Here is a 25,840-nt window from a genome sequence, read left to right as displayed (position 1 = left end):
AATGGGAAAAGCTAAATTCGAACGTTCTAAACCACATGTTAACATTGGTACAATCGGCCACGTTGACCATGGTAAAACTACATTAACTGCTGCTATCACTACAGTTCTTGCAAAAGCTGGTGGTGCTGAAGCAAAAGGTTACGACCAAATCGATGCTGCTCCAGAAGAAAGAGAGCGCGGTATCACAATCTCAACTGCACACGTTGAGTACGAAACTGAAACTCGTCACTATGCACACGTTGACTGCCCAGGCCATGCTGACTATGTTAAAAACATGATCACTGGTGCTGCTCAAATGGACGGTGGTATCTTAGTAGTATCTGCTGCTGATGGTCCAATGCCTCAAACTCGTGAGCACATCCTTCTTTCTCGTCAAGTAGGTGTTCCTTACATCGTTGTATTCTTAAACAAATGCGACATGGTTGATGACGAAGAATTATTAGAATTAGTAGAAATGGAAGTTCGCGATCTATTATCTGAATACGACTTCCCAGGCGATGATATCCCTGTAATTAAAGGTTCTGCTCTTAAAGCTCTTCAAGGAGATGCTGAGTGGGAAGCAAAAATCATCGAACTAATGAACGAAGTTGACGCTTACATCCCAACTCCAGAACGTGACACTGAAAAAGCATTCTTAATGCCTGTTGAGGACGTATTCTCTATCACAGGTCGTGGTACAGTTGCTACAGGTCGTGTAGAGCGCGGTGTAGTTAAAGTTGGTGACGTAGTAGAAATCATCGGTTTCACTGAAGAAAACAAATCTACAACTGTAACTGGTGTAGAAATGTTCCGTAAGCTTCTTGACCAAGCTCAAGCTGGTGACAACATCGGTGCTTTACTTCGTGGGGTTGCTCGTGAAGAGATCCAACGTGGACAAGTTCTTGCTAAAACTGGCTCTGTAAAAGCTCACGCTAAATTCAAAGCTGAAGTTTTCGTTTTATCTAAAGAAGAAGGTGGACGTCACACTCCATTCTTCGCTAACTACCGCCCGCAATTCTATTTCCGTACAACTGACGTAACTGGTATCATCCAATTACCAGAAGGTACTGAAATGGTAATGCCTGGCGATAACATTGAAATGACTATCGAGCTTATCGCTCCAATCGCGATCGAAGAAGGAACTAAGTTCTCTATTCGTGAAGGTGGACGTACAGTAGGTTACGGCGTAGTTGCAACTATCGTTGAGTAATCTTAGTTGATATATGAAACCCAAGGGATTTCCCTTGGGTTTTTTATTTATAATAGATACTATCTATTTTTAAGTTTTGACGAGTTTCTTCTATAATATATAAATTGCAAAACTGCACAACCAAAAACTGTAAAAAGAATTACGAGAGATCAAAACTTGAAATTCGTTAAAGTACAATGTATAATAGCAAAAGTACAGTAAATGATGATGTGCACAAATAAAGTGTTGCATCTAGGCTAGAAACATTGTATAATAAACAATGTTGGTCTTTGACTGCGATGAAGTGGAAGGTTGCTGACACACCCGGCCGCTTTGCCATGGCGAGTGTGTGGAAATTTCCATGGAGAATGTCTATTTTTAAAATAGGCGAACGAAGGAGGGAAAATAATGGCAAAAGAAAAAATTCGTATTCGTTTAAAAGCTTACGATCACCGTATTCTTGATCAGTCAGCTGAGAAAATTGTAGAAACAGCTAAACGTTCTGGGGCGACAGTTTCAGGTCCAATCCCATTACCAACTGAAAAAACTGTTTACACGATTCTTCGTGCGGTTCATAAATACAAAGATTCTCGTGAGCAATTCGAAATGCGCACGCACAAACGTCTAATCGACATCGTGAGCCCTACTCCACAAACAGTAGACTCTTTAATGCGTTTAGACTTACCATCTGGTGTAGATATCGAAATCAAACTATAATTTATATAAGTTAAAATGTAGGAGGTGTAACTCATGACCAAAGGAATCTTAGGAAAAAAGATCGGTATGACTCAAGTATTTGCTGAAAACGGCGAGCTAATTCCTGTAACTGTTATCGAAGCGACTCCAAACGTTATCCTTCAAAAGAAAACTGTTGAAACTGATGGCTACAATGCAATTCAGTTAGGTTTTGATGACAAACGCGAAAAATTAGCTAACAAACCTGAACAAGGTCACGTTGCTAAAGCAACTACTGCTCCTAAGCGCTTCATTCGCGAACTTCGCGATGCAGACGTTGAAGGACAAGAAGTTGGTCAAGAGGTAAAAGTAGAAGTTTTTGCTGCAGGTGAAACTGTAGACGTAACAGGTATTTCTAAAGGTAAAGGTTTCCAAGGTGCTATTAAACGCCACGGACAATCTCGCGGACCTATGTCTCACGGTTCTCGTTATCACCGTCGTCCTGGTTCAATGGGCCCTGTTGCTCCGAACCGTGTATTCAAAGGCAAAAAACTTGCTGGACGTATGGGTGGAGACCAAGTGACTATTCAAAACTTAGAAATCGTTCAAGTTGATGTTGAACGCAACTTACTGTTAGTAAAAGGCAACGTTCCTGGCGCTAAGAAATCTCTTGTAGTTGTTCGTAGTGCTGTTAAGGCTAGCAAATAATTCTCTATAAGAAAGGAGGAACCCCAATGCCAAAAGTAAAGTTATTTAACCAAACTGGTTCTGAAGTTGGTGAAATCCAATTAGCTGAAACTGTTTTCGGTATCGAACCAAACGAAGCTGTACTTTTTGAAGCAGTAATGATGCAACGTGCATCTTTACGTCAAGGTACACATAAAGTAAAAACTCGCTCTGAAGTGCGTGGTGGAGGTCGCAAACCATGGCGTCAAAAAGGAACTGGACGTGCTCGTCAAGGTTCTATCCGCTCTCCTCAATGGCGTGGTGGTGGTACGGTATTCGGACCTACACCAAGAAGCTATGCATACAAACTACCTAAAAAAGTTCGTCGCTTAGCTATTAAATCTGCATTAGCTACTAAAGTAGTTGAGAACAACATCGTAGTTCTTGAAGACTTAGTGTTAAATGCACCAAAAACAAAAGACATGGTAGCAGTTCTTAAAGGATTAACTGTTGAGAAGAAAGCTCTTATCGTAACTGCTGATGTAAACGAAGCAGTTGAGTTATCTGCTCGCAATATTCCTGGAGTAACAGTAATCACTGCTGATGGCGTAAACGTTTTAGACGTGCTTCATCATGATAAGCTAATCATGACAAAAGCGGCAGTGGAAAAAGTAGAGGAGGTGCTTGCATAATGAAAGATCCTCGTGATATCATTAAGCGCCCAGTTATCACTGAACGTTCTATGGAAATGATGGCTGAAAAAAAATACACGTTCGATGTGGACGTTAAAGCTAATAAAACGGAAGTTAAAGATGCTGTAGAAGCGATCTTTGGTGTTGAAGTTGAGAAAGTAAATATCATGAACTACAAACCAAAAGCAAAACGTGTGGGTCGTCACGCTGGTTTCACTAACCGTCGTCGTAAAGCAATCGTTAAGCTTACTGCTGACAGCAAAGAAATCGAGATCTTCCAAGGAGTTTAATTCTTACTAAAGAAGGAGGGAAAATCAGATGGCAATCAAAAAGTATAATCCAACTACTAACGGTCGTCGTAACATGACTACGAATGATTTCGCTGAAATCACGACTGATAGACCGGAAAAATCATTACTTGCGCCTTTAAGTAAAAAGGCTGGACGTAATAACCAAGGTAAAATTACTGTACGTCACCAAGGTGGCGGACATAAGCGTCAATACCGTATCATCGACTTCAAACGTAACAAAGATGGAATTCCTGGACGCGTTGCTACGATCGAATACGATCCGAACCGCTCTGCGAATATCGCATTAATTAACTATGTTGACGGTGAAAAACGTTACATCCTTGCTCCTAAAAACTTAGAAGTAGGTATGGAAATCATGTCTGGCCCAGAAGCGGACATTAAAATCGGTAACGCATTACCATTAATCAACATTCCAGTAGGTACAGTTGTTCATAACATCGAGCTTAAACCAGGTCGCGGTGGACAATTAGTTCGTTCTGCTGGTACATCTGCTCAAGTACTTGGTAAAGAAGGTAAATACGTACTTGTACGTTTAACTTCTGGTGAAGTACGCTTAATCCTATCTACTTGTCGCGCTACAGTAGGTCAAGTAGGTAATGAGCACCATGAACTTATTAAAATTGGTAAAGCGGGTCGTTCTCGCTGGTTAGGCAAGCGCCCAACTGTTCGTGGTTCTGTAATGAACCCAGTTGATCACCCACACGGTGGTGGTGAAGGTCGCTCACCAATCGGACGTAAGTCTCCAATGTCTCCATGGGGTAAACCAACTCTTGGATTCAAAACTCGTAAGAAAAATAAAGCGTCTGACAAATTCATCGTTCGTCGTCGTAAAAAATAATGGGGTTGTAGTACGGTTCATCTCTAGAACCGTACCGCAATCACGAAGGGAGGCACCAAAATGGCTCGTAGCTTGAAAAAAGGACCATTTGTTGATGATCATTTAATGAACAAAATTGCAAAGTTAAATGAAACTGAGCAAAAGCAAGTTGTAAAAACTTGGTCTCGTCGTTCAACGATCTTCCCACAGTTTATTGGTCATACAATCGCTGTATATGATGGTCGTAAACACGTTCCTGTATACGTAACTGAAGATATGGTAGGCCACAAGTTAGGTGAGTTCGCACCAACTCGTACGTACAAAGGTCATGATGCTGACGATAAGAAAACTAGAAGATAATGAGAGGAGGCACTTCAATGCAAGCTAAAGCAGTAGCGAGAACAGTTCGTATTGCTCCTCGTAAAGTTCGTTTAGTAGTAGACTTAATCCGAGGTAAGCAAGTGGGTGAAGCGATTGCTATCCTTAACCACACACCAAAAACTGCTTCTCCAGTTGTAGAAAAAGTTTTGAAATCTGCAATTGCAAATGCAGAACATAACTACGAAATGGATGTAAACAACTTAGTTGTTGAGAAAGTTTTCGTTGACGAAGGTCCAACGTTAAAACGTTTCCGTCCACGTGCAATGGGTCGTGCTAGCCAAATTAACAAGCGCACAAGCCACATCACAGTTGTGGTATCAGAAAAGAAGGAGGGATAATCGATGGGTCAAAAGGTTAGTCCAGTTGGTCTTCGCGTCGGTATTATTCGCGATTGGGAATCTCGTTGGTACGCTGAAAAAGACTACGCTACATTCTTACATGAAGACATCAAAATTCGTGAATACATTAACGTTCGCTTAAAAGATTCTGCTGTTTCTAAAGTAGAAATCGAGCGTGCGGCAAATCGTGTAAATGTTACAATTCACACGGCAAAACCTGGTATGGTAATTGGTAAAGGTGGTACAGAAGTTGAAGCACTTCGTAAAGCTCTTAACCAATTAACAGGTAAACGTGTACACATCAACATTTTAGAAGTTAAGAGAGCTGATCTTGACGCTAAATTAGTAGGCGAAAACATTGCTCGTCAATTAGAAAACCGTGTATCTTTCCGTCGTGCACAAAAGCAAGCAATTCAACGTGCTATGCGTGCAGGAGCTAAAGGTATTAAAACACAGGTTTCTGGTCGTCTTGGCGGAGCTGATATCGCTCGTGCAGAATCTTACAGTGAAGGAACTGTTCCACTTCATACACTTCGCGCTGATATTGACTATGCAACAGCTGAAGCTGATACAACGTACGGTAAATTAGGTGTAAAAGTATGGATCTACCGTGGAGAAGTCCTTCCTACAAAAAAGAAAGCTTCTGAGGAAGGAGGAAAATAATATGTTAATGCCTAAACGCGTAAAATATCGTAGAGAGCATCGTGGTAAAATGCGTGGTCGTGCAAAAGGTGGCGCTGAAGTACATTTTGGTGAGTTTGGTTTACAATCTCAAGAAGCATCTTGGATTACAAACCGTCAAATCGAAGCAGCTCGTCGTGCAATGACTCGTTATATGAAACGTGGCGGTAAAGTTTGGATTAAAATTTTCCCTTCTAAACCTTACACTGCTAAACCTCTAGAAGTACGTATGGGTTCCGGTAAAGGGGCTCCTGAAGGTTGGGTAGCAGTTGTAAAACCTGGAAAGGTTATGTTTGAAATTGCGGGTGTATCTGAAGAGGTAGCACGCGAAGCATTACGTCTTGCAGCTCACAAATTACCAGTGAAATGTAAATTCGTAAAACGTGAAGAAAATGGTGGTGAATCTAATGAAAACTAATGATATTCGTGAGTTAACCACTGCTGAAATCGAAACAAAAGTTAAAGCTTTAAAGGAAGAGTTGTTTAATCTTCGCTTCCAACTTGCTACAGGACAATTAGAGAATCCAACACGCATCCGTGAAGTGCGTAAAGCGATTGCTCGTATGAAAACTGTAGTTCGTGAAAGAGAGATCGGAATTAATCGATAAATTGAGGGGAGGTTTGCAAAGTGAGCGAACGTAACCAACGCAAAGTTTATACTGGTCGTGTTGTTTCTGACAAAATGGACAAAACGATTACAGTTTTAGTTGAAACTTACAAAACTCATTCCTTGTACGGAAAACGCGTTAAGTATTCTAAGAAATACAAAGCGCATGATGAGCAAAACCAAGCAAAAGTTGGCGATATCGTAAAAATCATGGAAACTCGCCCGCTTTCTGCTACTAAGCGTTTCCGTTTAGTTGAAATCATTGAAGAAGCGGTTATTATCTAAATAGACGAATCGGAATTTTAAGTCCGAAGGGAGGTTTCATAACATGATCCAACAAGAATCTCGTTTGAAAGTAGCTGACAACTCTGGCGCACGTGAACTTTTAACAATTAAAGTATTAGGCGGCTCTGGTCGTAAATACGCAAACATCGGTGATATTATCGTTGCTACGGTAAAACAAGCAACACCAGGTGGCGTTGTTAAAAAAGGTGACGTTGTTAAAGCAGTAGTAGTACGTACGAAGAGCGGTGCTCGTCGTCCAGACGGTTCTTATATCAAATTTGATGAAAACGCAGCGGTTATCATTAAAGACGATAAGAGCCCACGTGGTACTCGTATCTTCGGACCAGTAGCTCGTGAATTACGTGATAACAACTTCATGAAGATCGTTTCTTTAGCTCCAGAAGTTCTATAATTTAAGGTATTGCCTTGCTAAGGAGGTGCAGAAGTAAGATGCATGTAAAAAAAGGTGATAAAGTACAGGTAATCAGTGGTAAAGACAAAGGGAAACAAGGTGTTGTCCTTGCAGCTTTTCCAAAAGAAAGCCGTGTTATCGTTGAGGGTGTTAACATCGTTAAGAAGCACTCTAAGCCATCTCAATTAAATCCACAAGGTGGAATTATCACGAAAGAAGCAGCTATCCACGTATCTAATGTTATGCCATTAGATCCTAAAACAGGTGTACCTACTCGCGTAGGTTATAAAGTGGAAGATGGTAAAAAAGTTCGTGTTGCAAAAAAATCTGGTGAATCATTAGATAAATAAGTTCTATATGAAAGGAGGTCCCTTCATTGAATCGCCTTAAAGAGAAATTCCAAAAAGAAATTACTCCTGCTCTTATGAGCAAGTTTAACTATAAATCTGTAATGGAAGTACCGAAAATCGAAAAGATCGTAATCAACACTGGTGTTGGTGACGCGGTATCCAATTCTAAAGCATTAGACAGTGCTGTAGAAGAATTAACTCAAATCGCAGGTCAAAAACCTGTTGTAACTCGCGCTAAAAAATCTATCGCAGGTTTCCGTCTTCGTGAGGGTATGCCTATCGGTGCAAAGGTTACTTTACGCGGCGAGCAAATGTATGAGTTCTTCGACAAATTAGTATCAGTTTCTTTACCACGCGTACGTGATTTCCGTGGTGTTTCTAAGAAATCTTTCGATGGTCGTGGTAACTACACATTAGGTGTTAAAGAGCAATTAATTTTCCCTGAGATTGATTATGATAAAGTAAGCAAAGTTCGTGGTATGGACATCGTAATCGTTACTACAGCGAAAACTGATGAAGAAGCTCGTGAACTTTTAACACAATTCGGTATGCCATTCCAAAAATAATGGAAGCCAACGCTAAGTAGAGGAGGCGAAAACGTGGCTAAAAAATCTATGATTGCGAAACAAAAGCGTACTCCTAAGTTTAAAGTACAAGACTATACACGTTGCGAGCGCTGCGGTCGTCCGCATTCTGTATACCGCAAATTTAAACTTTGCCGTATTTGTTTCCGTGAACTTGCATATAAAGGTCAAATTCCTGGTGTTAAAAAAGCTAGTTGGTAAAACCCACAAATGGGAAGGAGGTAAAACACATGGTGATGACAGATCCAATTGCAGATATGCTTACTCGCATCCGTAATGCGAACATGGTACGTCATGAGAAATTAGAAGTTCCTGCTTCTAAAATCAAAAAAGAAATCGCTGAAATCCTAAAACGTGAAGGTTTCATTCGTGATGTGGAATACATCGAGGATAACAAACAAGGTATCCTTCGTATTTTCCTAAAATACGGTGTAAACAACGAGCGTGTAATCACTGGATTAAAACGTATTAGTAAGCCTGGCTTACGCGTTTATGCAAAAGCTGATGAAGTACCACGTGTACTTAACGGATTAGGTATTGCACTTGTTTCTACATCTAAGGGCGTAATGACAGACAAAGATGCTCGTCAATTACAAACTGGTGGAGAAGTAGTAGCATACGTTTGGTAATATATATTTAAAACGAACGGAGGTGTGACCACATGTCTCGTATTGGTAAAAAGATTCTTGAAATTCCTGCAGGTGTTACAGTTACAGTAGCAGAAAATAATACAGTAACTGTAAAAGGCCCTAAAGGTGAATTAACTCGTACTTTCAATGCTGATATGGTTATCAAAATTGAAGAAAATATCTTAACAGTAGAACGTCCTACTGAACAGAAGGAACACCGTGCATTACACGGAACAACTCGTGCTCTTCTTGGAAACATGGTTGAAGGTGTAACAACAGGTTTCGCTCGCGGACTTGAATTAATCGGTGTTGGTTACCGTGCACAAAAACAAGGTGACAAACTTGTATTAAACGTAGGTTATTCTCACCCAGTTGAGATGACTCCAGAAGCTGGTCTTGAAGTTGAAGTTCCTGCTCCTACGAAGATCGTAATTAAAGGTATCGACAAGCAACGTGTTGGCGAATTCGCTGCTAACGTTCGCGCTGTACGTGCTCCAGAGCCATATAAAGGCAAAGGTATTCGTTACGAAGGCGAAGTTGTACGTCGTAAAGAAGGTAAAACTGCTAAGTAAACCCGTTAGGTGAAAGAAAGGAGTGACAAGAATGATCACTAAACCTGATAAAAATGCGGTTCGTAAGAAAAGACATGCACGTGTACGTGCAAAGCTTGCTGGTACTGCTGAGCGTCCACGTTTAAACGTGTTCCGTTCTAACCAACACATTTACGCTCAAGTAATTGATGATGTAAACGGTGTAACATTAGCAAGCGCGTCTACTCTTGATAAAGAACTTACTCTTAACGGTACAAGCAACATCGAAGCTGCTACTAAAGTTGGCGAAATCGTTGCTAAACGTGCTGTAGAGAAAGGCGTTAAAGAAGTAGTATTTGATCGCGGCGGTTACTTATACCATGGTCGTGTTAAAGCTTTAGCTGAAGCTGCTCGTGAGGCTGGCTTACAATTTTAATGGTCAAAGGAGGGAAAATAGATGCGTCGCATTGACCCAAGTAAATTTGAACTTGAAGAACGTGTAGTTACGATAAACCGTGTTGCGAAGGTTGTTAAGGGTGGTCGTCGTTTCCGCTTCGCTGCACTGGTTGTAGTTGGTGATAAAAACGGTCATGTTGGATTCGGTACTGGTAAAGCGCAAGAGGTGCCAGATGCAATCCGCAAGGCTATCGAAGATGCTAAGAAAAACTTAATCGAAGTACCATTAGTTGGTACAACAATTCCACACGAAATTATCGGTAACTTTGGAGCAGGTGAAGTATTCTTAAAACCTGCTGCAGAAGGTACTGGAGTTATCGCTGGTGGTCCAGTTCGTGCGGTTCTTGAATTAGCTGGTGTACAAGATATTCTTTCTAAATCTCTTGGTTCTAACACACCAATTAACATGATTCGTGCTACTGTGAACGGATTAAAAGATCTTAAGCGTGCTGAAGATGTAGCAAAATTACGCGGTAAATCTGTAGAAGAGCTACTAGGTTAAGAAGGAGGGAAAACATAATGGCGAAAAAGTTAGAAATTACCCTCACTCGTAGTGTAATTGGTCGTCCGCAAGATCAACGTGCGACTGTAGAAGCTTTAGGTCTTAAGAAGTTGAATTCAACTGTAGTTAAGGAAGAAACTCCTGCTATTCGCGGTATGATCAACAAAGTTTCTCACCTTGTAACTGTAAAAGAAGCTTAATGATAACTTATCAATATAAGGAGGTGCCTGGGAATGAAACTTCATGAATTACAACCTGCAGAAGGTTCTCGTAAAGTTCGTAATCGTGTAGGTCGTGGTATCGGTTCTGGTAACGGTAAAACTGCTGGAAAAGGTCATAAAGGACAAAACGCACGTTCTGGTGGCGGTGTTCGTCTTGGTTTTGAAGGCGGTCAAACTCCATTATTCCGTCGTTTACCAAAACGCGGCTTCACAAACATCAACCGTAAAGAATTTGCTATCGTTAACTTAACAACATTAAATCGTTTTGAAGACGGTACAGAAGTAACACCTGAATTATTGCTTGAGACTGGCGTTATCAGCAAATTAAACGACGGTGTTAAAATTCTTGCAAACGGCGCTGTAGAGAAAAAGCTTACTGTTAAAGCTCATAAGTTCTCTTCAAGTGCAAAAGAAGCTATTGAAACAGCTGGCGGAACAGTTGAGGTGATCTAATGTTTCGCACAATCTCCAACTTTATGCGCGTTGCTGAGATAAGAAATAAAATATTATTCACTTTAGCGATGTTAATCGTGTTTCGACTTGGCACGTTCATCCCAGTGCCTCATACAAATGCAGATGTACTGAGAGCGCAAGACCAGTTGAATGTATTGGGCATTCTGAATACATTTGGCGGCGGAGCCTTAAAAAACTTTTCCATCTTCGCGATGGGAATCATGCCGTACATTACAGCATCCATCATCGTGCAATTATTGCAGATGGATGTTGTTCCTAAATTTACGGAGTGGTCAAAACAAGGTGAAATGGGTCGTCGTAAACTAGCTCAGTTTACCCGCTACTTTACAATTGTTCTTGCTTTTATTCAAGCAATTGGTATGTCAATCGGTTTTAACGGTATGGCAGGTGGGCAATTAATTTTGGATCCTAGCTGGTCAACTTATTTATATATTGCTACGGTACTAACTGCCGGAACTGCATTTTTAATGTGGTTAGGTGAGTTAATTACAGCAAAGGGAGTAGGAAATGGTATTTCCATTATCATCTTTGCAGGTATTACCGCAGCTATCCCAAATACTATAAATCAAGTGTACGCACAGCAGTTCCAAGATGCCGGAGATCAATTGTTCATTCGTATCGTAAAAGTCGGTTTAATTTTGTTAGCTGTGTTAGCGGTTATTGTTGGTGTTATTTACATTCAACAAGCTGTTAGAAAAATCCCGATTCAATATGCGAAGCGCGTAACTGGAAACGGTGGTTATACTGGAGCACAAAACACTCATTTGCCACTTAAGGTAAATAGTGCTGGTGTTATTCCAGTAATTTTTGCTGTCTCATTCTTAATTACGCCTCCGACTATTGCACAGTTTTTCCCGAAACATGAAATATCGCAGTGGATTATTAAAAACTTTAACTATTCTCATCCAGTAGGTATGATCGTATATGTTGCACTAATTGTTGCCTTTGCATATTTCTATGCATTTGTTCAAGTAAATCCTGAACAGATGGCTGAGAACTTAAATAAACAAGGTGGATATGTTCCTGGTATTCGTCCGGGTAAGAATACAGAACAGTATCTAACAAAGATCTTGTATCGCTTGACCTTTGTAGGTGCAATTTTCTTAGCAGCGATTGCAATCCTGCCTGTTTTATTTATTAAATTTGCAAACCTGCCACAATCTGCACAGATAGGTGGAACAAGTTTACTAATTGTTGTCGGTGTTGCTTTAGAAACAATGAAGCAGCTCGAAAGTCAATTAGTAAAACGCCATTACAAAGGGTTTATCAAACAGTGAGTAAGCGGGAAGATTCATCTTCCCTATATGCTCATTCATGAGGGGGAATACAGATGAACTTAATTTTAATGGGGCTTCCAGGTGCCGGTAAAGGTACACAGGCCGAAAAGATTGTTGCCAAGTATAACATCCCTCACATTTCAACAGGAGATATGTTTCGTGCTGCTATGAAAGATGAAACTGAACTTGGTTTACAAGCTAAGTCCTTTATTGATAAAGGAGCACTTGTACCAGATGAAGTTACAATCGGAATCGTGCGTGAGCGTTTGAGTCAAGAAGACTGTGTAAAAGGCTTCTTATTAGATGGTTTTCCACGAACAGTTGCACAAGCTTCAGCTCTTGAAGAAATCATGAAAGATCTTGGCAAAAAGATCAATTATGTTTTAAACATTAATGTGGATTCAGGATTACTGTTAAAACGTTTAACAGGCCGTCGCATTTGTAAAGAGTGCGGTGCGACTTACCACTTAGAATTCAATCCGCCAGCAAAAGAGGGCGTGTGCGATAAATGTGGTGGCGAGTTATATCAGCGTTCTGATGACAACGAAGAAACTGTAGCAAATCGTTTAGAAGTGAATATTAAGCAGACAAAGCCGTTGCTTGATTTCTACGAAGAGCTTGGTTACTTAAAAAGCATTAATGGTGAGCAAGATATCGATAAAGTATTTGCTGATGTCGATCTTCTCATCGGAGGCTTAGCGTAATGATTATTTGCAAAACTCCTCGCGAAATCGAGATTATGCGAGAAGCTGGCAAGATTGTTGCTTTAACTCATCAAGAGTTAAAAAAGCATATTGCCCCAGGAATTACAACGAAAGAGCTCGATCAAATAGCGGAAAAAACGATTCTAAAATATGGTGCTATGCCATCTTTTAAAGGATATAACGAATTTCCGGGAAGCATTTGTGCTTCGGTAAACGAAGAGCTTGTACACGGGATTCCAGGAAAGCGCAAGCTCCAAGAAGGCGATATTATTAGTATCGATATTGGTGCGAAATACAATGGATACCATGGAGACTCTGCATGGACATATCCAGTAGGAAACATTTCTGAATCTGTTCAAAAGCTACTTGATGTCACAGAAAAATCGTTGTATCTTGGTCTAGAACACGCAAAACCGGGCGAGCGATTATCTAATATTTCACATGCGATTCAAACGTATGTTGAAGATAGTGGATTCTCGATCGTTAGGGAGTATGTCGGTCACGGAATCGGGCAAGACTTACATGAAGACCCACAAATCCCGCACTATGGCCCACCAAATCAAGGGCCTAGATTAAAACCGGGAATGGTCATTTGTGTTGAGCCGATGGTGAACCAAGGAAGACGATATGTAAAAACACTATCTGATGACTGGACAGTGGTAACGGTAGATGGTAAATGGTGTGCACATTTCGAGCACACGATTGCTCTTACAGAAGCAGGATACGAAATCCTTACCACTTTATAGGTAGCTGGCTCTCCGGAATTTCAGAACAGTGTAGAATGTTACTGATTTGAAGAAGGGAGAACATTGAATGGCTAAAGATGATGTAATTGAAGTCGAAGGTACCGTTATTGAAACGTTGCCAAATGCTATGTTCAAAGTAGAATTAGAGAATGGGCATGTTGTATTGGCTCACGTTTCTGGTAAAATTCGTATGAACTTCATTCGTATTTTACCAGGAGATAAAGTTACGGTAGAATTATCTCCGTACGATTTAAATCGTGGTCGTATCACGTACCGCTTTAAATAATATAGCACTCCGTAATCTTTAAGGAGGTTCGAGACATGAAAGTAAGACCGTCAGTTAAGCCGATCTGCGAAAAATGTAAAGTTATTCGTAGACGTGGAAAAGTAATGGTTATTTGTGAAAACCCTAAACATAAACAAAAACAAGGTTAATCAGAAGGAGGTGCATTCGGAATGGCACGTATCGCAGGTGTAGATATTCCTCGTGACAAGCGCGTTGTTATTTCTTTAACTTACGTATTCGGCATTGGTCGTACAACTGCTGAAAAAATTCTTGCTGAAGCTGGTGTTTCTGAGGAAACACGAGTTCGCGATTTAACTGAAGACGAATTAGGACGTATCCGTGATATCGTCGATCGTATCAAAGTTGAAGGAGACCTTCGTCGTGAAGTATCCCTTAACATTAAACGTCTAATGGAGATCGGTTCTTACCGTGGTCTTCGTCACCGTCGTGGTTTACCAGTTCGTGGTCAAAATTCTAAAAACAATGCTCGTACACGTAAAGGTCCACGTCGTACAGTAGCAAATAAAAAGAAATAATAAGTAAAGGAGGTTGAACTAACAATGGCACGTAAAACAAACACTCGTAAAAAACGTGTGAAAAAGAATATTGAAGCTGGTGTAGCTCATATTCGTTCTACTTTCAACAACACAATCGTAACACTTACAGATACTCATGGTAACGCGCTTTCTTGGTCTAGTGCTGGTGCACTTGGTTTCCGTGGATCTCGTAAATCTACTCCATTCGCTGCACAGATGGCTGCTGAAACTGCTGCTAAAGTTGCAATGGAGCACGGTTTAAAAACTTTAGAGGTTACTGTAAAAGGTCCTGGTGCTGGTCGTGAAGCTGCAATTCGTGCGCTTCAAGCTGCAGGTCTAGAAGTAACAGCAATCAGAGATGTTACTCCAGTTCCTCATAATGGATGTCGTCCGCCAAAACGTCGTCGTGTTTAATTTTTCTGTATAGAATTTTCCCTTTTGTCTATAATGGATATGATGCATTATCGAGAAATTTCGTACAGAAACATCGCTTGTTGTGCACAATCGGGAACTGCCTAAGGGGGACTTTCGGTTAGACAAAGGTTTTTCCTTTGTTTAGCCGAGGTTTCGACGTTTTGAAGGAGGGTTTAGTTAATGATTGAAATTGAAAAACCGAAAATCGAAACGGTTGAGCTTAACGAAGATGCTAAGTATGGTAAATTCGTTATTGAACCGCTTGAGCGTGGATATGGTACTACTTTGGGTAACTCCTTACGTCGTATCCTTTTATCCTCACTCCCTGGTGCCGCTGTTACTGCCATTCAAATCGATGGCGTATTACACGAATTTTCGACAGTTGAGGGTGTAGTAGAAGATGTTACAACGATCATCTTAAACTTGAAAAAGTTAGCTCTCAAAATCTACTCTGAAGAAGAGAAGACACTCGAAATCGATGTACAGGGCGAAGGTGTTGTCACAGCTGCTGATATTACTCACGATAGTGATGTTGAAATCTTAAATCCAGATTTATACATTGCAACGTTAGCAAAGGATGCGCATTTCCGCGTGCGTTTAACTGCAAAGCGTGGCCGTGGGTATACGCCAGCTGATGCAAATAAGAGCGAGGATCAACCAATAGGTGTAATTCCTATTGATTCTATTTATACTCCAGTATCACGTGTGACTTACCAAGTGGAAAAGACACGTGTTGGACAAGTGGCAAATTATGATAAGCTTACGCTTGATGTATGGACGGATGGAAGCATCGGGCCAAAAGAAGCTATCTCTTTAGGTGCCAAAATCTTAACAGAGCATTTAAACATCTTTGTTGGTTTAACTGACGAAGCACAAAATGCTGAGATTATGGTCGAAAAGGAAGAAGATCAAAAAGAAAAAGTTCTAGAAATGACAATTGAAGAACTTGATCTTTCTGTTCGTTCTTATAATTGCCTAAAACGTGCAGGTATTAACACTGTACAAGAGCTTGCGAATAAAACTGAAGAAGATATGATGAAAGTTCGTAACTTAGGACGTAAATCTTTAGAAGAAGTTAAGCATAAGCTGGAAGAACTAGGTTTAGGCTTACGTAAAGACGACTGAGGATTTAAATTCATCAACGAAGGAGGGAACTACGAATGGCATACAGAAAATTAGGCCGTACAAGTGCGCAACGTAAAGCTATGTTACGTGACTTAGCTACTGATTTAATTATCAACGAGCGCATCCAAACGACAGAAACTCGTGCAAAAGAACTTCGTTCTGTAGTGGAAAAAATGATCACTTTAGGTAAACGCGGAGATCTTCATGCTCGTCGTCAAGCAGCTGCTTACATTCGTAATGAAGTTGCTAATGCTGAGACTGGTCAAGATGCATTACAAAAATTATTCGCTGATGTAGCTCCACGCTATGCTGAGCGTCAAGGCGGATACACTCGTATTGCAAAAATTGGTCCACGTCGCGGTGATGCTGCACCAATGGTAATTATCGAGTTAGTATAATGACAAGCAAAAGGGCAGGACAGTACTTTTTAAGTAACTGGTCATGGCCCTTTTTTTTTAAGTATAGAAGAAAACGTTAATCTTATTATTTGCAAACAGTAAGACTCACATTTCAAGATTCAGAGAGAAGTGAGAGATAACTGTTGGCATGCGCTCAATTGGTGAGCTTTTCGCCTCCAGTGGATGGGAATTTCACTTTAATTGGCTGAATAATGGAAGAGGGTGTCCACAAATGAAAAAAGAGAAGCTTCGTGCTGAGAACATATCATTTCAATACCCTCAAGCTGCTTCTTACGCCCTACGTGACGTTTCATTCTCTTTATATGAAGGGGAATGGGTATCTATTATTGGACAAAATGGGTCAGGAAAATCAACGCTTGCAAAGTTATTAAATGGTTTGTTTTTACCATCAGCAGGAACAATTACTGTAAATGGAACACTTGTTTTATCAGAAGAAACTGTATGGGATATTCGAAAACAGATTGGAATGGTTTTTCAAAACCCAGATAATCAATTTGTCGGAACAACTGTACAGGATGATGTTGTCTTTGGGCTTGAGAATGTCGGAATGCCTAGAGAACTAATGGTAGAACGTATGAAACACGCTTTGGAGCTCGTACGAATGGAAGAGTTTCAAAATGAAGAACCTCACTATTTATCAGGTGGACAAAAGCAGCGCGTTGCAATTGCTGGCGTGCTAGCACTTCAGCCGTCTATATTGGTATTAGACGAGGCAACATCTATGCTTGACCCTCAAGGTCGTAAAGAAGTGGTAGAAACGGTTAGAGAACTTGTTCGCACGAAGGGAATTACAGTTCTTTCGATTACTCACGACCTAGAAGAAGCAGCGCAGTCCGATCGGATTATTATTTTAAATCACGGAGAATTATTAGAAGAGGGAACACCTGAACACATTTTTCAATCACCGAAAATGTTGCAAGAAATTGGTTTAGACGTACCATTTTCAGTAAAAATGGCAGAATTATTGAAAAGCAATAAAATTCCTTTACAATCAATGCATCTTACAATGGAAAGTTTGGTGAGCGAACTTTGGAGATTAAATTCCAAAAAGTAGAGCATCGTTATCAATATAAAACCCTATTTGAAAAACGAGCCCTTTACGATATAGATATTTCGTTTCCTAGTGGTGGCTATTATGCCATTATCGGTCATACAGGGTCGGGTAAGTCAACGATGATTCAACATTTGAATGGCTTATTGCAACCAACGAGTGGCACTATTCAAATTGGGGAATATAGCATTTCATCTCAAAAGAAAGCGAAAAAATTAAAACCTCTTCGAAAAAAAGTAGGAGTTGTTTTTCAATTTCCAGAACATCAATTATTTGAAGAAACAGTAGAAAAGGATATTTGCTTTGGGCCTTTAAATTTTGGCGTATCTGAAGAAGCGGCGAAACAAAAGGCAAAAGATACCATTCGGTTAGTTGGGCTGTCAGAGGAGCTATTAGAACGTTCTCCGTTTGAGTTAAGCGGTGGACAAATGAGACGCGTTGCTATAGCGGGTGTACTCGCGATGGAGCCTGAAGTATTAGTATTAGATGAACCAACAGCAGGACTTGATCCTAAGGGCCAAAATGAGCTTATGGAGATGTTCTATCATCTTCACAAGCAAAAAAATCTTACGGTGATTCTTGTGACACATAATATGGAGGATGCTGCAAAATATGCAGACAACATTGTTGTGATGCATAAAGGAACGGTCTTTTTGCAAGGAACATCAGAGGAAGTCTTTACGCATGCAGATGAGCTTGAACGAATTGGTGTATCTCTTCCGATGTCGCTAAAGTATAAGCGAGAAATTGAAGAGAAATTAGGAATTACTATACCAAAAGCCACCTTGTCTTTAGAAGATTTAGCAGATGAAGTCATACAACTGTTTAGAAAAGGTGGGGATTCAGCATGCAGCAGTTAATTATTGGGAGATATATTCCGGGAGAATCTGCTATTCATAGATTGGATCCTCGTACAAAACTGTTAATGGTCTTTTTATATGTATTTGTTGTATTTTTAGCAAATAATGCAATTTCATACGGCCTGCTATTTTTGTATGCACTCATTGCTTTGTTTTTTGCAAAAGTGCCGATTCGTTATATTCTTTCTGGGTTAAAACCTATTTTATGGATTTTTTTATTCACGTTCTTTCTGCACATTTTTACAACAAAAGAAGGTGCTGTACTCGTTCAATTTGGATGGTTTTCTATATATGAGAAAGGGCTTGAACAGGGGATTTATATTTCTATTCGTTTTTTTGTCATTATTTTAATGACAACCCTATTAACATTAACGACAACACCAATTGAAATTACAGATGGCATGGAGACATTGTTGCATCCTTTAAAGCGTATAAAAGTTCCTGTTCACGAAATCGCACTTATGATGTCTATATCCTTACGCTTTATTCCAACTTTAATGGATGAAACCAGTAAAATTATGAAAGCACAAGCTTCTCGAGGTATAGACTTTGCAGGTGGTCCAATGAAAGACAGGCTGAAAGCGATTATCTCGTTACTTGTACCACTATTTATTAGTGCGTTTAAACGTGCAGAAGACTTAGCGATTGCGATGGAAGCACGAGGTTATCGAAGCAACGGATACCGTACGAAATTCCGGCAGTTAGAATGGAAATGGATTGATACATTAACGCTCTTAAGCTTATTTGCTTTAGCGTGTATTTTAATTTTAGTTCGATCGTAATGGAGAGTATAAGTATGGAAAGAATAAAATGCACTGTTTCGTATGATGGAGTTAACTTTTGTGGATATCAAATTCAACCGAATCAACGTACTGTTCAACAAGAAATAGAGAAAGCACTGCAAAAGGTGCATAAAGGGGAAGCTGTTCGTGTACAAGCGTCAGGAAGAACAGATTCCAACGTTCATGCCAAAGGCCAAGTTATTCATTTTGATACACCGCTATCACTAACAGGAGAGCAGTGGATGGCGGCTTTGAATACAATGCTGCCAGATGATATTGTTGTGGAGCAGGCTGAGCAAAAAACGTTAGACTTTCACGCAAGGTATGGCGTTGTGAAAAAAGAATATCGTTATCGGGTATTATTATCTAAAAAAGCTGATGTATTCCGTAGAAATTACGTATATCAGTATCCGTATGCATTAGATATAGAATCTATCCGAAAAGCAATTCCTTATTTTATTGGAACACATGATTTTACTTCATTTTGTTCGGCAAAAACTGATAAAAAAGATAAAGTGCGAACAATTTATGAAATAGATTTAATAGAACAGGGCGATGAGTTAGTCTTTCGCTTTGTTGGAAATGGTTTTTTATATAACATGGTTCGAATTATTGTCGGTACGCTGCTTAGCGTCGGTCAAGGGAAAATTGCTCCTGAAAGCATTTCAGACATTTTACAAAAACAAGACCGCCGTTTTGCTGGGAAGATGGTACCGGGGCAAGGCCTTTATTTATGGGAGGTAAACTATAACAACTAATCCTGGTGTAACATTCGCTTGACATTAGAAACTCAAAAGTATATCATAACATATGGTATTGTTTCTAAAACCACGATTAGCCCCGGAAGGAAATCGTGTTTAAGATAAACAATAGATTTTTTCTATGGAAAAGATAACGAGTAGGAGGGAAACAAATGCGTACGACTTTTATGGCAAAAGCTAACGAAGTTGAGCGTAAATGGTATGTGGTTGACGCTGAAGGTCAAACTTTAGGTCGCCTTGCTAGTGAAGTAGCATCCATTTTACGTGGTAAAAACAAACCAACATTTACACCACACGTTGACACGGGTGATCATGTAATTATTATTAACGCTGAGAAAATTCACTTAACAGGTAATAAATTAAACGATAAAATTTACTACCGTCACACTAACCACCCAGGTGGACTTAAGCAAAGAACAGCTCTAGAAATGCGTACAAACTACCCTGTACAAATGTTAGAGCTTGCTATTAAAGGCATGCTTCCAAAAGGACGTTTAGGACGTCAAATGTCTAAAAAATTAAATGTGTATGCTGGATCTGAGCATCCACATCAAGCACAAAAACCAGAAGTTTACGAACTTCGCGGATAATTAATTAAAGGAGGGCTTACTTTGGCACAGGTACAATACAATGGTACTGGACGTCGTAAGAGTTCAGTAGCACGCGTACGCCTAGTTCCAGGCGAAGGACGCGTTATCATTAACGGTCGTGAATTTGAAAACTATATCCCATTTGCTGCATTACGTGAAGTAGTGAAACAACCTCTAGTTGCAACAGAAACTTTAGGTAACTACGATGTACTTGTAAACGTACATGGCGGTGGATACACTGGTCAAGCTGGTGCTATCCGTCACGGTATTTCTCGCGCTTTATTAAAAGCTGATCCAGAATACCGTTTAACATTAAAACGTGCAGGTCTATTAACTCGTGACGCACGTATGAAAGAGCGTAAAAAATACGGTCTTAAAGGTGCTCGTCGTGCACCTCAGTTCTCAAAACGTTAATTTTTGCGAACTTCAAACCCCAGCCTTTTGGCTGGGGTTTTTTTATGTTCTTCAATAGCTTCTGTTAGCATCCTCTTCCTTGGAATATTTTAGTGCTACCTTCTTGTGTATGCTTCCTACTGAGAAGTTTAGACTAATACGTACATAGGGAGGTTTTAAGTACTATGAATGTTATTGTGAGTCTGAAAGAAAAACAAAGAGAAAAGCAACTGAAGTATGAACGTAAAATATTGCGTGAATTATCATTACAAACACTTAGAGAAAATATTCGTAATTGCTTTTGTATGGATACATTTCATCGTCATTATGAAGATTATTGTATAGAACTGGGCATTGAGTCTTATTTATTAGGAGCTAGGTATAGTAAGTTTGGATATTATGGAGAATCGCTTTTAGATGTAAAAAACAGAGCATCTCATGAAGAAGTTCAATTAACGGAAATGCTATTTCATTTTTTGACAAGTGTGCCTTTACGTACTTTGGAAGAAAGTGAAGATGAGCAACTATATCAATCGTGCCAGCACTTTATTAGTGCTTGGTGGCAACAAGGATATGAGAAGGGGGAGAAAAGATATCGCATGAAGCTGCATTAAGAAAATCATAAACTTTCCTCTTGTCCCATATAAGTAAGTAGAGGGACTAGCTGAAGGGGGGAAGGTATGAAAAAAATTCGGATTATTTCTTTTATGTTAGCAGCGGTGATACTCTTTTTTTTAGTAAAGCAGGAATTTCAAATTACAAAATCATGGAGAGCATGGAATTTGCCTTTGTCTGGAAAAATTATTGTGTTAGATGCTGGTCATGGTGGCCCGGATGGAGGCGCGGTTGGCGGGGACGACATTATTGAAAAAGATATTACACTGGAAATTACCAAAAAGGTACGAGACTATTTGCAGGAACAAGGAGCACTTGTTATTTTAACGCGCAATGGAGATTATGATCTAGCTGACAAAAGCACGAAGGGATATAGTCGCCGTAAAGCAGAGGATTTAAAAAAACGCGTAGAGATTATTAATAAGCCCGATGTTGATTTTTTTGTTAGTGTGCATTTGAATGCCCTCCCAAGTGGTAGCTCAAAAGGAGCACAAACATTTTATTATCGTTCTTTAGTAGAAAACGAACGAGCGGCGAAATTTCTTCAAGCTGAATTACGAACAAGTCTTGAGAATACGAACCGGTCGGCGAAAACAATTTCGCATGTTTACTTATTAAAGTATGCAAAAACGCCAGGTGCATTAGTTGAAGCTGGGTTTTTATCAAATGTAAATGAAAGATATTTATTGAACTCCGAGAAATATCAGCAAAAGGTTGCTGCTGCTATATATCGCGGGGTTTTGCGATATTTTACTGAAAAAGGAAACCCTCCTAATTAAGGAGGGTTTCTTTGTAACGGAGTTTTCCGAAAATATGCTATACTTACAATGAAAACGCATTTATTTTGTTTTAAAGGCAATTACATGCTCGTAAGAACTTAATTTTATCCAGGGGGCGGGACAGATTATGGTAACGAAAGAACAAGTAATGGAAGCACTTGAAGGGATAATAGATCCGTTTCTAAATAAAACATTAAAAGAAACAAACGCTATTAAAGAAGTGACAGTAAAACCGGAAAAAGAACATGTTAGCATTAAAGTTGCAATTGTGAAAACAGGAACAGCGGAGCAAATGCAATTGCAAGCAACAATTGTAAAATTAGTGAAAGAACTAGGAGCAGTGACAGTAGGATTGCGCTTTACAGAATTTACTGAAGAGGAACGATTACAATTTACTCCGCAAGAAGAACAGAGTGAATCTTTATTATCACCACATTCGAAAACAACTTTCTTAGCAGTAGCGAGTGGGAAAGGCGGTGTTGGAAAATCAACGGTTTCTGTAAACTTAGCAATTTCTCTTGCCCGTTTAGGAAAAAAGGTTGGGATTATTGATGCTGATATATACGGATTTAGTGTACCGGATATGATGGGAATTGAAAAACGTCCTATTGTACGCGGTGATAAAATCATTCCGGTAGAACGTTTTGGTGTGAAGGTTATTTCTATGGGGTTTTTTGTAGAAGATAATGCGCCTGTTATTTGGAGAGGTCCTATGCTTGGCAAAATGTTAAATCATTTCTTCACAGAAGTAGAGTGGGGGGACTTAGATTACTTAGTATTAGATTTACCTCCAGGTACAGGTGACGTAGCATTAGATTTGCATTCAATGCTTCCGGCATGTAAAGAAATTATTGTAACAACGCCGCATCCAACAGCAGCTTTTGTAGCAGCTAGAGCTGGTGCAATGGCACTTCGTACAGAACATGAGATTATTGGTGTTGTAGAAAATATGGCTTATTTCGAAAGTAAAGTAACTGGTGAAAAGGAATATGTATTCGGAAAAGGCGGAGGGGAAAAATTAGCAACAGAATTACAGACAGAAGTACTGGGTCAAATTCCGCTTCAGCAACCAGATTGGAATACAGAAGAATTTGCTCCATCTGTATACGATGAAGATCATAAAAATGGAGTAATCTATAAACAAATTGCTCAGCAAGTAATTGAGAGAGCGGCAATTGCACAAAAATAACCCTCAGTACGAGGGTTATTTTTGTTCTTTCTTGCCTTCTTCTGATCCGCCTTCTTTTTTCTGTTCACTACCACTTTTTTGTGCCTTTTCAACACCTTTACTAATAATATCAATCATTTTTGCTTGAAATAATGGGCTTTCGGCAGTTTCAGTTAAGACTTGCTGTAAATATTGACGGTACTCTTTGCTTTTCATTGTTTGCATCATGATTTTTCCCACTTCTGGATTTTTCATGATTTCTATAACACCAGCTTGATAATCAGGATCTTTTAATAAAGTTTTCATTAAATTTGTTTGTTCCTTCTCGATGCTTTTTGCAAATTTAGTGGCAAACTCAGGGTCTTTAAATACTTTTTCCCAAAATTGCTGTCCTTTCTCTGATATCATAGTATCTTCAATCGTTTTTTTTACTACAGATTCGTCTAAAATAAGAGCTTGTTTCATTTTTTCATCGGTTAGTACATCTTGAATCGCTTTTTTTCCTTGATCCGTTTTTAAAATATCAATAATCATTTTTTTCGTTTGATCATAATCTAATTGGGATTTCGCTTCTTTTTCCTGTGCGCATGCAACGATTCCGATAAAAAGGATGAAAGAGACCGAAATGAGTAGAATCCGTTTCATCAGCCGGGGCTCCTTTCACGTGTTTCTCTTTTTTAATATAAATCTCTTAGGAGAATTTATACATATTGATGGCTAGCTTTTTAAAATTGACATTGTTACAATTTAATTAGAAATATATATAATGGGGGATATGTCTGTGAATAGCCGAAATTGGGTACGACTCTTTTTGACGACTTTATTTCTTGGGGGAAGCAGTACAATCTTTATCGGTTTTGTTTTAGAGTGGGACAAGTACAATAAATTTTTTCAAAATTTCGACGGAAAGGAAATCTTAATGATTTCTTTTTGGTTGCTTGGAGTCGGTTTTATTTTTAGTGTAATCAGTCAGATGGGGTTCTTTGCATATTTAACAATTCATCGATTTGGACTAGGGATGTTTCGTTCTCCCACTCTTTGGAATGCAATACAAATGTTCTTAATTGCTTTTGTATTATTCGATTTTGTATATTTACGCTCTGTAATAATTGCCAATCGGAACGAATCACTGGGTATGAATATTTTTGTGGCCGCGGCTCTCTTTTTGTTTGGAGTAATTGTTGCTTATATAAAAAGCAAAGAGACGAACAAGAAGGCGTTTGTTCCAGCGTTATTCTTTATGATTGTTGTAACGATTATTGAATGGGTTCCGGCGTTACGTATTAATGATACGAATTGGTTATATTTAATGGTTGTTCCGTTGCTCATTTGCAATGCATATCAGGTTTTGATATTGCATCGTTTAATAGGACAAAAAAGCTGATTCCTATATTGGAATCAGCTTTTATTTAGTGGATAAGAATGAATTTAATCTATGTCTTTACTTTTGGCTTTTGTATTTGAGATGAGCTGGGAGACAGGGACGTTTTCAAATCCATCTGTTTTTAATTTTTGAAGTAGCATCGGTAATGCTTGATTTGTTTGTAGTGCTGAATCAGAAGCGTGAAGTAAAATGATATCTCCTTCGTGCAAGTTTTCTGAAACAGTGGTAATAATTTTATTGACTCCAGGGTTTTTCCAATCATTTGAATTATTGCTCCAATGTACAATTGTGTATCCAAGAGATTCAGCGATTTTTAATACCGTTTTATTAAAGCTACCATTAGGAGGACGTAGGAGTTGAACTTGTTTTACTTGAAGTTTTGTAAATATGTCCTGTGCCTTTAGGAGGTCTCTTCGAATTTCGTTAGCCTCTAAAGACGTATAGTCTTTATAATTGTATCCCATGCTCCCAATTTCGTGCCCGTCTTTTATAATACGTTCTACAATATCAGGGTGACGTTCTGCCCATGCAGCAGAAAGGAAGAAGGTAGCGTTTTTAATTTTTTTTTCTTTTAATGTATCTAGTATAGGTAAAGCTTTCTCATCTCCCCAACTAATATCGAATGTTAAAGAAACCTGTTTTTTTGTCGTGTCTCCTTTATAAATTGCTTTTGGACCAGTAGCTGTTGAAAAAACTGATTGATAAGAATATGTTTTTACAAAAAGCAGCCATGCCGTAAAAAGGGAAAGCACAATAATAAGACTAATTTGTTTAAACTTATGTTTACTCGTTATAAAGAAGAAAAACATCGTTTCTCCGCCCCTTTGTCCAATCCGTTTCAGTTACTTATATGCAGAAAAAGAAGAAAAGAGAACTAAACGATTAACATCGTAAGAAAAGGATATACTGAACGGTATGTAGATAAGAAAACAGCTGAGGTGACGGAATGATTGGATTGCTGATTACAGCTCAGGAACAAAAGGAGCTAGAATATGTATTAAAAAGAGAATTAGACGAATTGTTATTTGACTTCGCAGATAAGCGAATTCATCATGTTGTAAAAAAGACGATGGAAGAGCGATATAAATTGTTGTTTATTTTATTTACAAAAATAGCTCCACCTGAAGATTGTACAAGGTATATAAGAAAAAGAATTTTTCATTAAAAAGTA

The 25,840-nt window shown here is 39.2% G+C and carries 44 protein-coding genes; 42 read left to right on the top strand and 2 right to left on the bottom strand.

Annotation, left to right across the window (positions count from 1 at the left end):
- Position 1: 1 nt before the first annotated feature.
- The 40 genes from tuf to AB1280_RS17280 all read left to right on the top strand — a co-directional run bounded on the left by tuf (position 2) and on the right by AB1280_RS17280 (position 23,306).
- Positions 2-1,189, top strand: coding sequence for an elongation factor Tu (gene tuf, locus AB1280_RS17475; protein ID WP_272190985.1), 1,188 nt, complete (start codon positions 2-4; stop codon positions 1,187-1,189).
- Positions 1,190-1,576: 387 nt separating this feature from the next.
- Positions 1,577-1,885 carry a 30S ribosomal protein S10 gene (gene rpsJ, locus AB1280_RS17470; protein WP_001040596.1) on the top strand — a complete coding sequence of 103 codons (309 nt, stop codon included), beginning with the start codon at positions 1,577-1,579 and terminating at the stop codon, positions 1,883-1,885.
- Positions 1,886-1,918: 33 nt separating this feature from the next.
- Entirely contained in the window at positions 1,919-2,551 is a 633-nt protein-coding gene (gene rplC / locus AB1280_RS17465) for a 50S ribosomal protein L3 (protein WP_272190986.1), read from the top strand.
- Positions 2,552-2,577: 26 nt separating this feature from the next.
- A complete protein-coding gene (gene rplD / locus AB1280_RS17460; protein ID WP_154710857.1) occupies positions 2,578-3,201 on the top strand; it encodes a 50S ribosomal protein L4 in 624 nt (207 codons plus the stop codon).
- Positions 3,201-3,491 (top strand): 50S ribosomal protein L23, encoded by a 291-nt coding sequence (rplW, locus tag AB1280_RS17455; RefSeq protein ID WP_035433713.1) that lies wholly within the window; start codon positions 3,201-3,203, stop codon positions 3,489-3,491. Before rplD ends, rplW begins: the two co-directional genes overlap by 1 nt.
- Positions 3,492-3,519: 28 nt before the next feature.
- Entirely contained in the window at positions 3,520-4,350 is an 831-nt protein-coding gene (rplB, locus tag AB1280_RS17450; protein WP_098917211.1) for a 50S ribosomal protein L2, read from the top strand.
- A gap of 60 nt (positions 4,351-4,410) precedes the next feature.
- Entirely contained in the window at positions 4,411-4,689 is a 279-nt protein-coding gene (gene rpsS, locus AB1280_RS17445) for a 30S ribosomal protein S19 (RefSeq protein ID WP_020062296.1), read from the top strand.
- A 17-nt stretch (positions 4,690-4,706) separates the two neighbouring features.
- Positions 4,707-5,048, top strand: a complete 342-nt coding sequence (gene rplV, locus AB1280_RS17440; protein WP_011983250.1) for a 50S ribosomal protein L22 — start codon at positions 4,707-4,709, stop codon at positions 5,046-5,048.
- Between the two features lie 3 nt (positions 5,049-5,051).
- Positions 5,052-5,711 carry a 30S ribosomal protein S3 gene (rpsC, locus tag AB1280_RS17435; protein WP_020062297.1) on the top strand — a complete coding sequence of 220 codons (660 nt, stop codon included), beginning with the start codon at positions 5,052-5,054 and terminating at the stop codon, positions 5,709-5,711.
- 1 nt (position 5,712) lies between these two features.
- The gene (rplP, locus tag AB1280_RS17430) at positions 5,713-6,147 is read left to right on the top strand and encodes a 50S ribosomal protein L16 (RefSeq protein WP_020062298.1); all 435 of its coding nucleotides are present in this window, start codon (positions 5,713-5,715) and stop codon (positions 6,145-6,147) included.
- A complete protein-coding gene (gene rpmC, locus AB1280_RS17425) occupies positions 6,137-6,337 on the top strand; it encodes a 50S ribosomal protein L29 (protein ID WP_000855718.1) in 201 nt (66 codons plus the stop codon). Before rplP ends, rpmC begins: the two co-directional genes overlap by 11 nt.
- A gap of 20 nt (positions 6,338-6,357) precedes the next feature.
- Positions 6,358-6,621: a 30S ribosomal protein S17 gene (gene rpsQ / locus AB1280_RS17420; RefSeq protein WP_429756562.1), complete on the top strand. Its 264-nt coding sequence runs from the start codon at positions 6,358-6,360 to the stop codon at positions 6,619-6,621.
- Between the two features lie 43 nt (positions 6,622-6,664).
- Positions 6,665-7,033, top strand: coding sequence for a 50S ribosomal protein L14 (gene rplN, locus AB1280_RS17415; protein WP_035433708.1), 369 nt, complete (start codon positions 6,665-6,667; stop codon positions 7,031-7,033).
- A gap of 38 nt (positions 7,034-7,071) precedes the next feature.
- On the top strand, positions 7,072-7,383 hold the full coding sequence (gene rplX, locus AB1280_RS17410; RefSeq protein ID WP_272190987.1) for a 50S ribosomal protein L24: 312 nt from the start codon (positions 7,072-7,074) through the stop codon (positions 7,381-7,383).
- A 26-nt stretch (positions 7,384-7,409) separates the two neighbouring features.
- The gene (gene rplE / locus AB1280_RS17405; protein WP_020062301.1) at positions 7,410-7,949 is read left to right on the top strand and encodes a 50S ribosomal protein L5; all 540 of its coding nucleotides are present in this window, start codon (positions 7,410-7,412) and stop codon (positions 7,947-7,949) included.
- A 33-nt stretch (positions 7,950-7,982) separates the two neighbouring features.
- On the top strand, positions 7,983-8,168 hold the full coding sequence (gene rpsN / locus AB1280_RS17400; RefSeq protein ID WP_020062302.1) for a 30S ribosomal protein S14: 186 nt from the start codon (positions 7,983-7,985) through the stop codon (positions 8,166-8,168).
- A gap of 29 nt (positions 8,169-8,197) precedes the next feature.
- On the top strand, positions 8,198-8,596 hold the full coding sequence (gene rpsH / locus AB1280_RS17395) for a 30S ribosomal protein S8 (protein WP_020062303.1): 399 nt from the start codon (positions 8,198-8,200) through the stop codon (positions 8,594-8,596).
- A gap of 32 nt (positions 8,597-8,628) precedes the next feature.
- The gene (rplF, locus tag AB1280_RS17390) at positions 8,629-9,168 is read left to right on the top strand and encodes a 50S ribosomal protein L6 (protein WP_020062304.1); all 540 of its coding nucleotides are present in this window, start codon (positions 8,629-8,631) and stop codon (positions 9,166-9,168) included.
- A 31-nt stretch (positions 9,169-9,199) separates the two neighbouring features.
- Positions 9,200-9,562, top strand: a complete 363-nt coding sequence (gene rplR, locus AB1280_RS17385; RefSeq protein WP_272190989.1) for a 50S ribosomal protein L18 — start codon at positions 9,200-9,202, stop codon at positions 9,560-9,562.
- Positions 9,563-9,583: 21 nt separating this feature from the next.
- Positions 9,584-10,084 carry a 30S ribosomal protein S5 gene (rpsE, locus tag AB1280_RS17380; protein ID WP_272190990.1) on the top strand — a complete coding sequence of 167 codons (501 nt, stop codon included), beginning with the start codon at positions 9,584-9,586 and terminating at the stop codon, positions 10,082-10,084.
- A 17-nt stretch (positions 10,085-10,101) separates the two neighbouring features.
- Complete coding sequence (rpmD, locus tag AB1280_RS17375) at positions 10,102-10,284, top strand: 50S ribosomal protein L30 (protein WP_020062307.1); 183 nt, start codon at positions 10,102-10,104, stop codon at positions 10,282-10,284.
- A gap of 33 nt (positions 10,285-10,317) precedes the next feature.
- Positions 10,318-10,758, top strand: coding sequence for a 50S ribosomal protein L15 (rplO, locus tag AB1280_RS17370; RefSeq protein ID WP_272190991.1), 441 nt, complete (start codon positions 10,318-10,320; stop codon positions 10,756-10,758).
- Positions 10,758-12,056, top strand: a complete 1,299-nt coding sequence (gene secY, locus AB1280_RS17365; protein ID WP_272190993.1) for a preprotein translocase subunit SecY — start codon at positions 10,758-10,760, stop codon at positions 12,054-12,056. Before rplO ends, secY begins: the two co-directional genes overlap by 1 nt.
- Before the next feature lie 53 nt (positions 12,057-12,109).
- Positions 12,110-12,760, top strand: coding sequence for an adenylate kinase (locus AB1280_RS17360; RefSeq protein WP_035433699.1), 651 nt, complete (start codon positions 12,110-12,112; stop codon positions 12,758-12,760).
- A complete protein-coding gene (map, locus tag AB1280_RS17355; RefSeq protein WP_429756561.1) occupies positions 12,760-13,506 on the top strand; it encodes a type I methionyl aminopeptidase in 747 nt (248 codons plus the stop codon). Before AB1280_RS17360 ends, map begins: the two co-directional genes overlap by 1 nt.
- Before the next feature lie 67 nt (positions 13,507-13,573).
- Complete coding sequence (gene infA, locus AB1280_RS17350; RefSeq protein ID WP_020062312.1) at positions 13,574-13,792, top strand: translation initiation factor IF-1; 219 nt, start codon at positions 13,574-13,576, stop codon at positions 13,790-13,792.
- 35 nt (positions 13,793-13,827) lie between these two features.
- Complete coding sequence (gene rpmJ / locus AB1280_RS17345) at positions 13,828-13,941, top strand: 50S ribosomal protein L36 (RefSeq protein WP_000868344.1); 114 nt, start codon at positions 13,828-13,830, stop codon at positions 13,939-13,941.
- Positions 13,942-13,962: 21 nt separating this feature from the next.
- Positions 13,963-14,328, top strand: a complete 366-nt coding sequence (rpsM, locus tag AB1280_RS17340) for a 30S ribosomal protein S13 (RefSeq protein ID WP_035433696.1) — start codon at positions 13,963-13,965, stop codon at positions 14,326-14,328.
- Between the two features lie 24 nt (positions 14,329-14,352).
- Positions 14,353-14,742, top strand: a complete 390-nt coding sequence (rpsK, locus tag AB1280_RS17335) for a 30S ribosomal protein S11 (protein WP_000101801.1) — start codon at positions 14,353-14,355, stop codon at positions 14,740-14,742.
- Between the two features lie 180 nt (positions 14,743-14,922).
- Entirely contained in the window at positions 14,923-15,867 is a 945-nt protein-coding gene (locus AB1280_RS17330) for a DNA-directed RNA polymerase subunit alpha (RefSeq protein WP_242224055.1), read from the top strand.
- Between the two features lie 35 nt (positions 15,868-15,902).
- Entirely contained in the window at positions 15,903-16,265 is a 363-nt protein-coding gene (rplQ, locus tag AB1280_RS17325; protein WP_020063215.1) for a 50S ribosomal protein L17, read from the top strand.
- Between the two features lie 232 nt (positions 16,266-16,497).
- A complete protein-coding gene (locus AB1280_RS17320) occupies positions 16,498-17,340 on the top strand; it encodes an energy-coupling factor ABC transporter ATP-binding protein (protein WP_272190995.1) in 843 nt (280 codons plus the stop codon).
- A complete protein-coding gene (locus AB1280_RS17315) occupies positions 17,316-18,197 on the top strand; it encodes an energy-coupling factor ABC transporter ATP-binding protein (protein WP_429756560.1) in 882 nt (293 codons plus the stop codon). The genes AB1280_RS17320 and AB1280_RS17315 overlap by 25 nt, the downstream gene beginning before the upstream one ends.
- Positions 18,185-18,979 (top strand): energy-coupling factor transporter transmembrane component T family protein, encoded by a 795-nt coding sequence (locus AB1280_RS17310; protein ID WP_272190997.1) that lies wholly within the window; start codon positions 18,185-18,187, stop codon positions 18,977-18,979. The genes AB1280_RS17315 and AB1280_RS17310 overlap by 13 nt, the downstream gene beginning before the upstream one ends.
- A 14-nt stretch (positions 18,980-18,993) precedes the next feature.
- Entirely contained in the window at positions 18,994-19,737 is a 744-nt protein-coding gene (truA, locus tag AB1280_RS17305; RefSeq protein WP_334313778.1) for a tRNA pseudouridine(38-40) synthase TruA, read from the top strand.
- A gap of 155 nt (positions 19,738-19,892) precedes the next feature.
- Positions 19,893-20,330: a 50S ribosomal protein L13 gene (gene rplM, locus AB1280_RS17300; protein ID WP_020063210.1), complete on the top strand. Its 438-nt coding sequence runs from the start codon at positions 19,893-19,895 to the stop codon at positions 20,328-20,330.
- A gap of 21 nt (positions 20,331-20,351) precedes the next feature.
- Complete coding sequence (rpsI, locus tag AB1280_RS17295) at positions 20,352-20,744, top strand: 30S ribosomal protein S9 (protein ID WP_035434683.1); 393 nt, start codon at positions 20,352-20,354, stop codon at positions 20,742-20,744.
- A gap of 164 nt (positions 20,745-20,908) precedes the next feature.
- Positions 20,909-21,337, top strand: a complete 429-nt coding sequence (locus AB1280_RS17290) for a DUF2521 family protein (protein ID WP_272190999.1) — start codon at positions 20,909-20,911, stop codon at positions 21,335-21,337.
- Between the two features lie 66 nt (positions 21,338-21,403).
- Entirely contained in the window at positions 21,404-22,117 is a 714-nt protein-coding gene (cwlD, locus tag AB1280_RS17285) for an N-acetylmuramoyl-L-alanine amidase CwlD (RefSeq protein ID WP_272191000.1), read from the top strand.
- A gap of 127 nt (positions 22,118-22,244) precedes the next feature.
- A complete protein-coding gene (locus tag AB1280_RS17280; protein WP_272191001.1) occupies positions 22,245-23,306 on the top strand; it encodes an Mrp/NBP35 family ATP-binding protein in 1,062 nt (353 codons plus the stop codon).
- Between the two features lie 15 nt (positions 23,307-23,321).
- Here the strand turns inward: AB1280_RS17280 and gerD are convergent, their stop codons facing one another.
- Positions 23,322-23,930 (bottom strand): spore germination lipoprotein GerD, encoded by a 609-nt coding sequence (gerD, locus tag AB1280_RS17275; protein WP_272191002.1) that lies wholly within the window; start codon positions 23,928-23,930, stop codon positions 23,322-23,324.
- 136 nt (positions 23,931-24,066) lie between these two features.
- Between gerD and AB1280_RS17270 the strand changes: the two genes are divergently transcribed.
- Entirely contained in the window at positions 24,067-24,669 is a 603-nt protein-coding gene (locus tag AB1280_RS17270; RefSeq protein ID WP_429756559.1) for a KinB-signaling pathway activation protein, read from the top strand.
- Positions 24,670-24,713: 44 nt separating this feature from the next.
- On the opposite strand, the gene pdaB is transcribed toward AB1280_RS17270, so the two are convergent.
- A complete protein-coding gene (pdaB, locus tag AB1280_RS17265; protein ID WP_429756558.1) occupies positions 24,714-25,478 on the bottom strand; it encodes a polysaccharide deacetylase family sporulation protein PdaB in 765 nt (254 codons plus the stop codon).
- Between the two features lie 137 nt (positions 25,479-25,615).
- Here pdaB and AB1280_RS17260 point away from each other — a divergent pair, with 137 nt between their 5' ends.
- Positions 25,616-25,834: a hypothetical protein gene (locus AB1280_RS17260; protein WP_272191005.1), complete on the top strand. Its 219-nt coding sequence runs from the start codon at positions 25,616-25,618 to the stop codon at positions 25,832-25,834.
- Positions 25,835-25,840: the final 6 nt, after the last annotated feature.

This window comes from Bacillus sp. S10(2024), assembly GCF_050473865.1.
GTDB lineage: Bacteria > Bacillota > Bacilli > Bacillales > Bacillaceae_G > Bacillus_A.
This window is presented reverse-complemented; position numbering and strand designations above follow the sequence as displayed.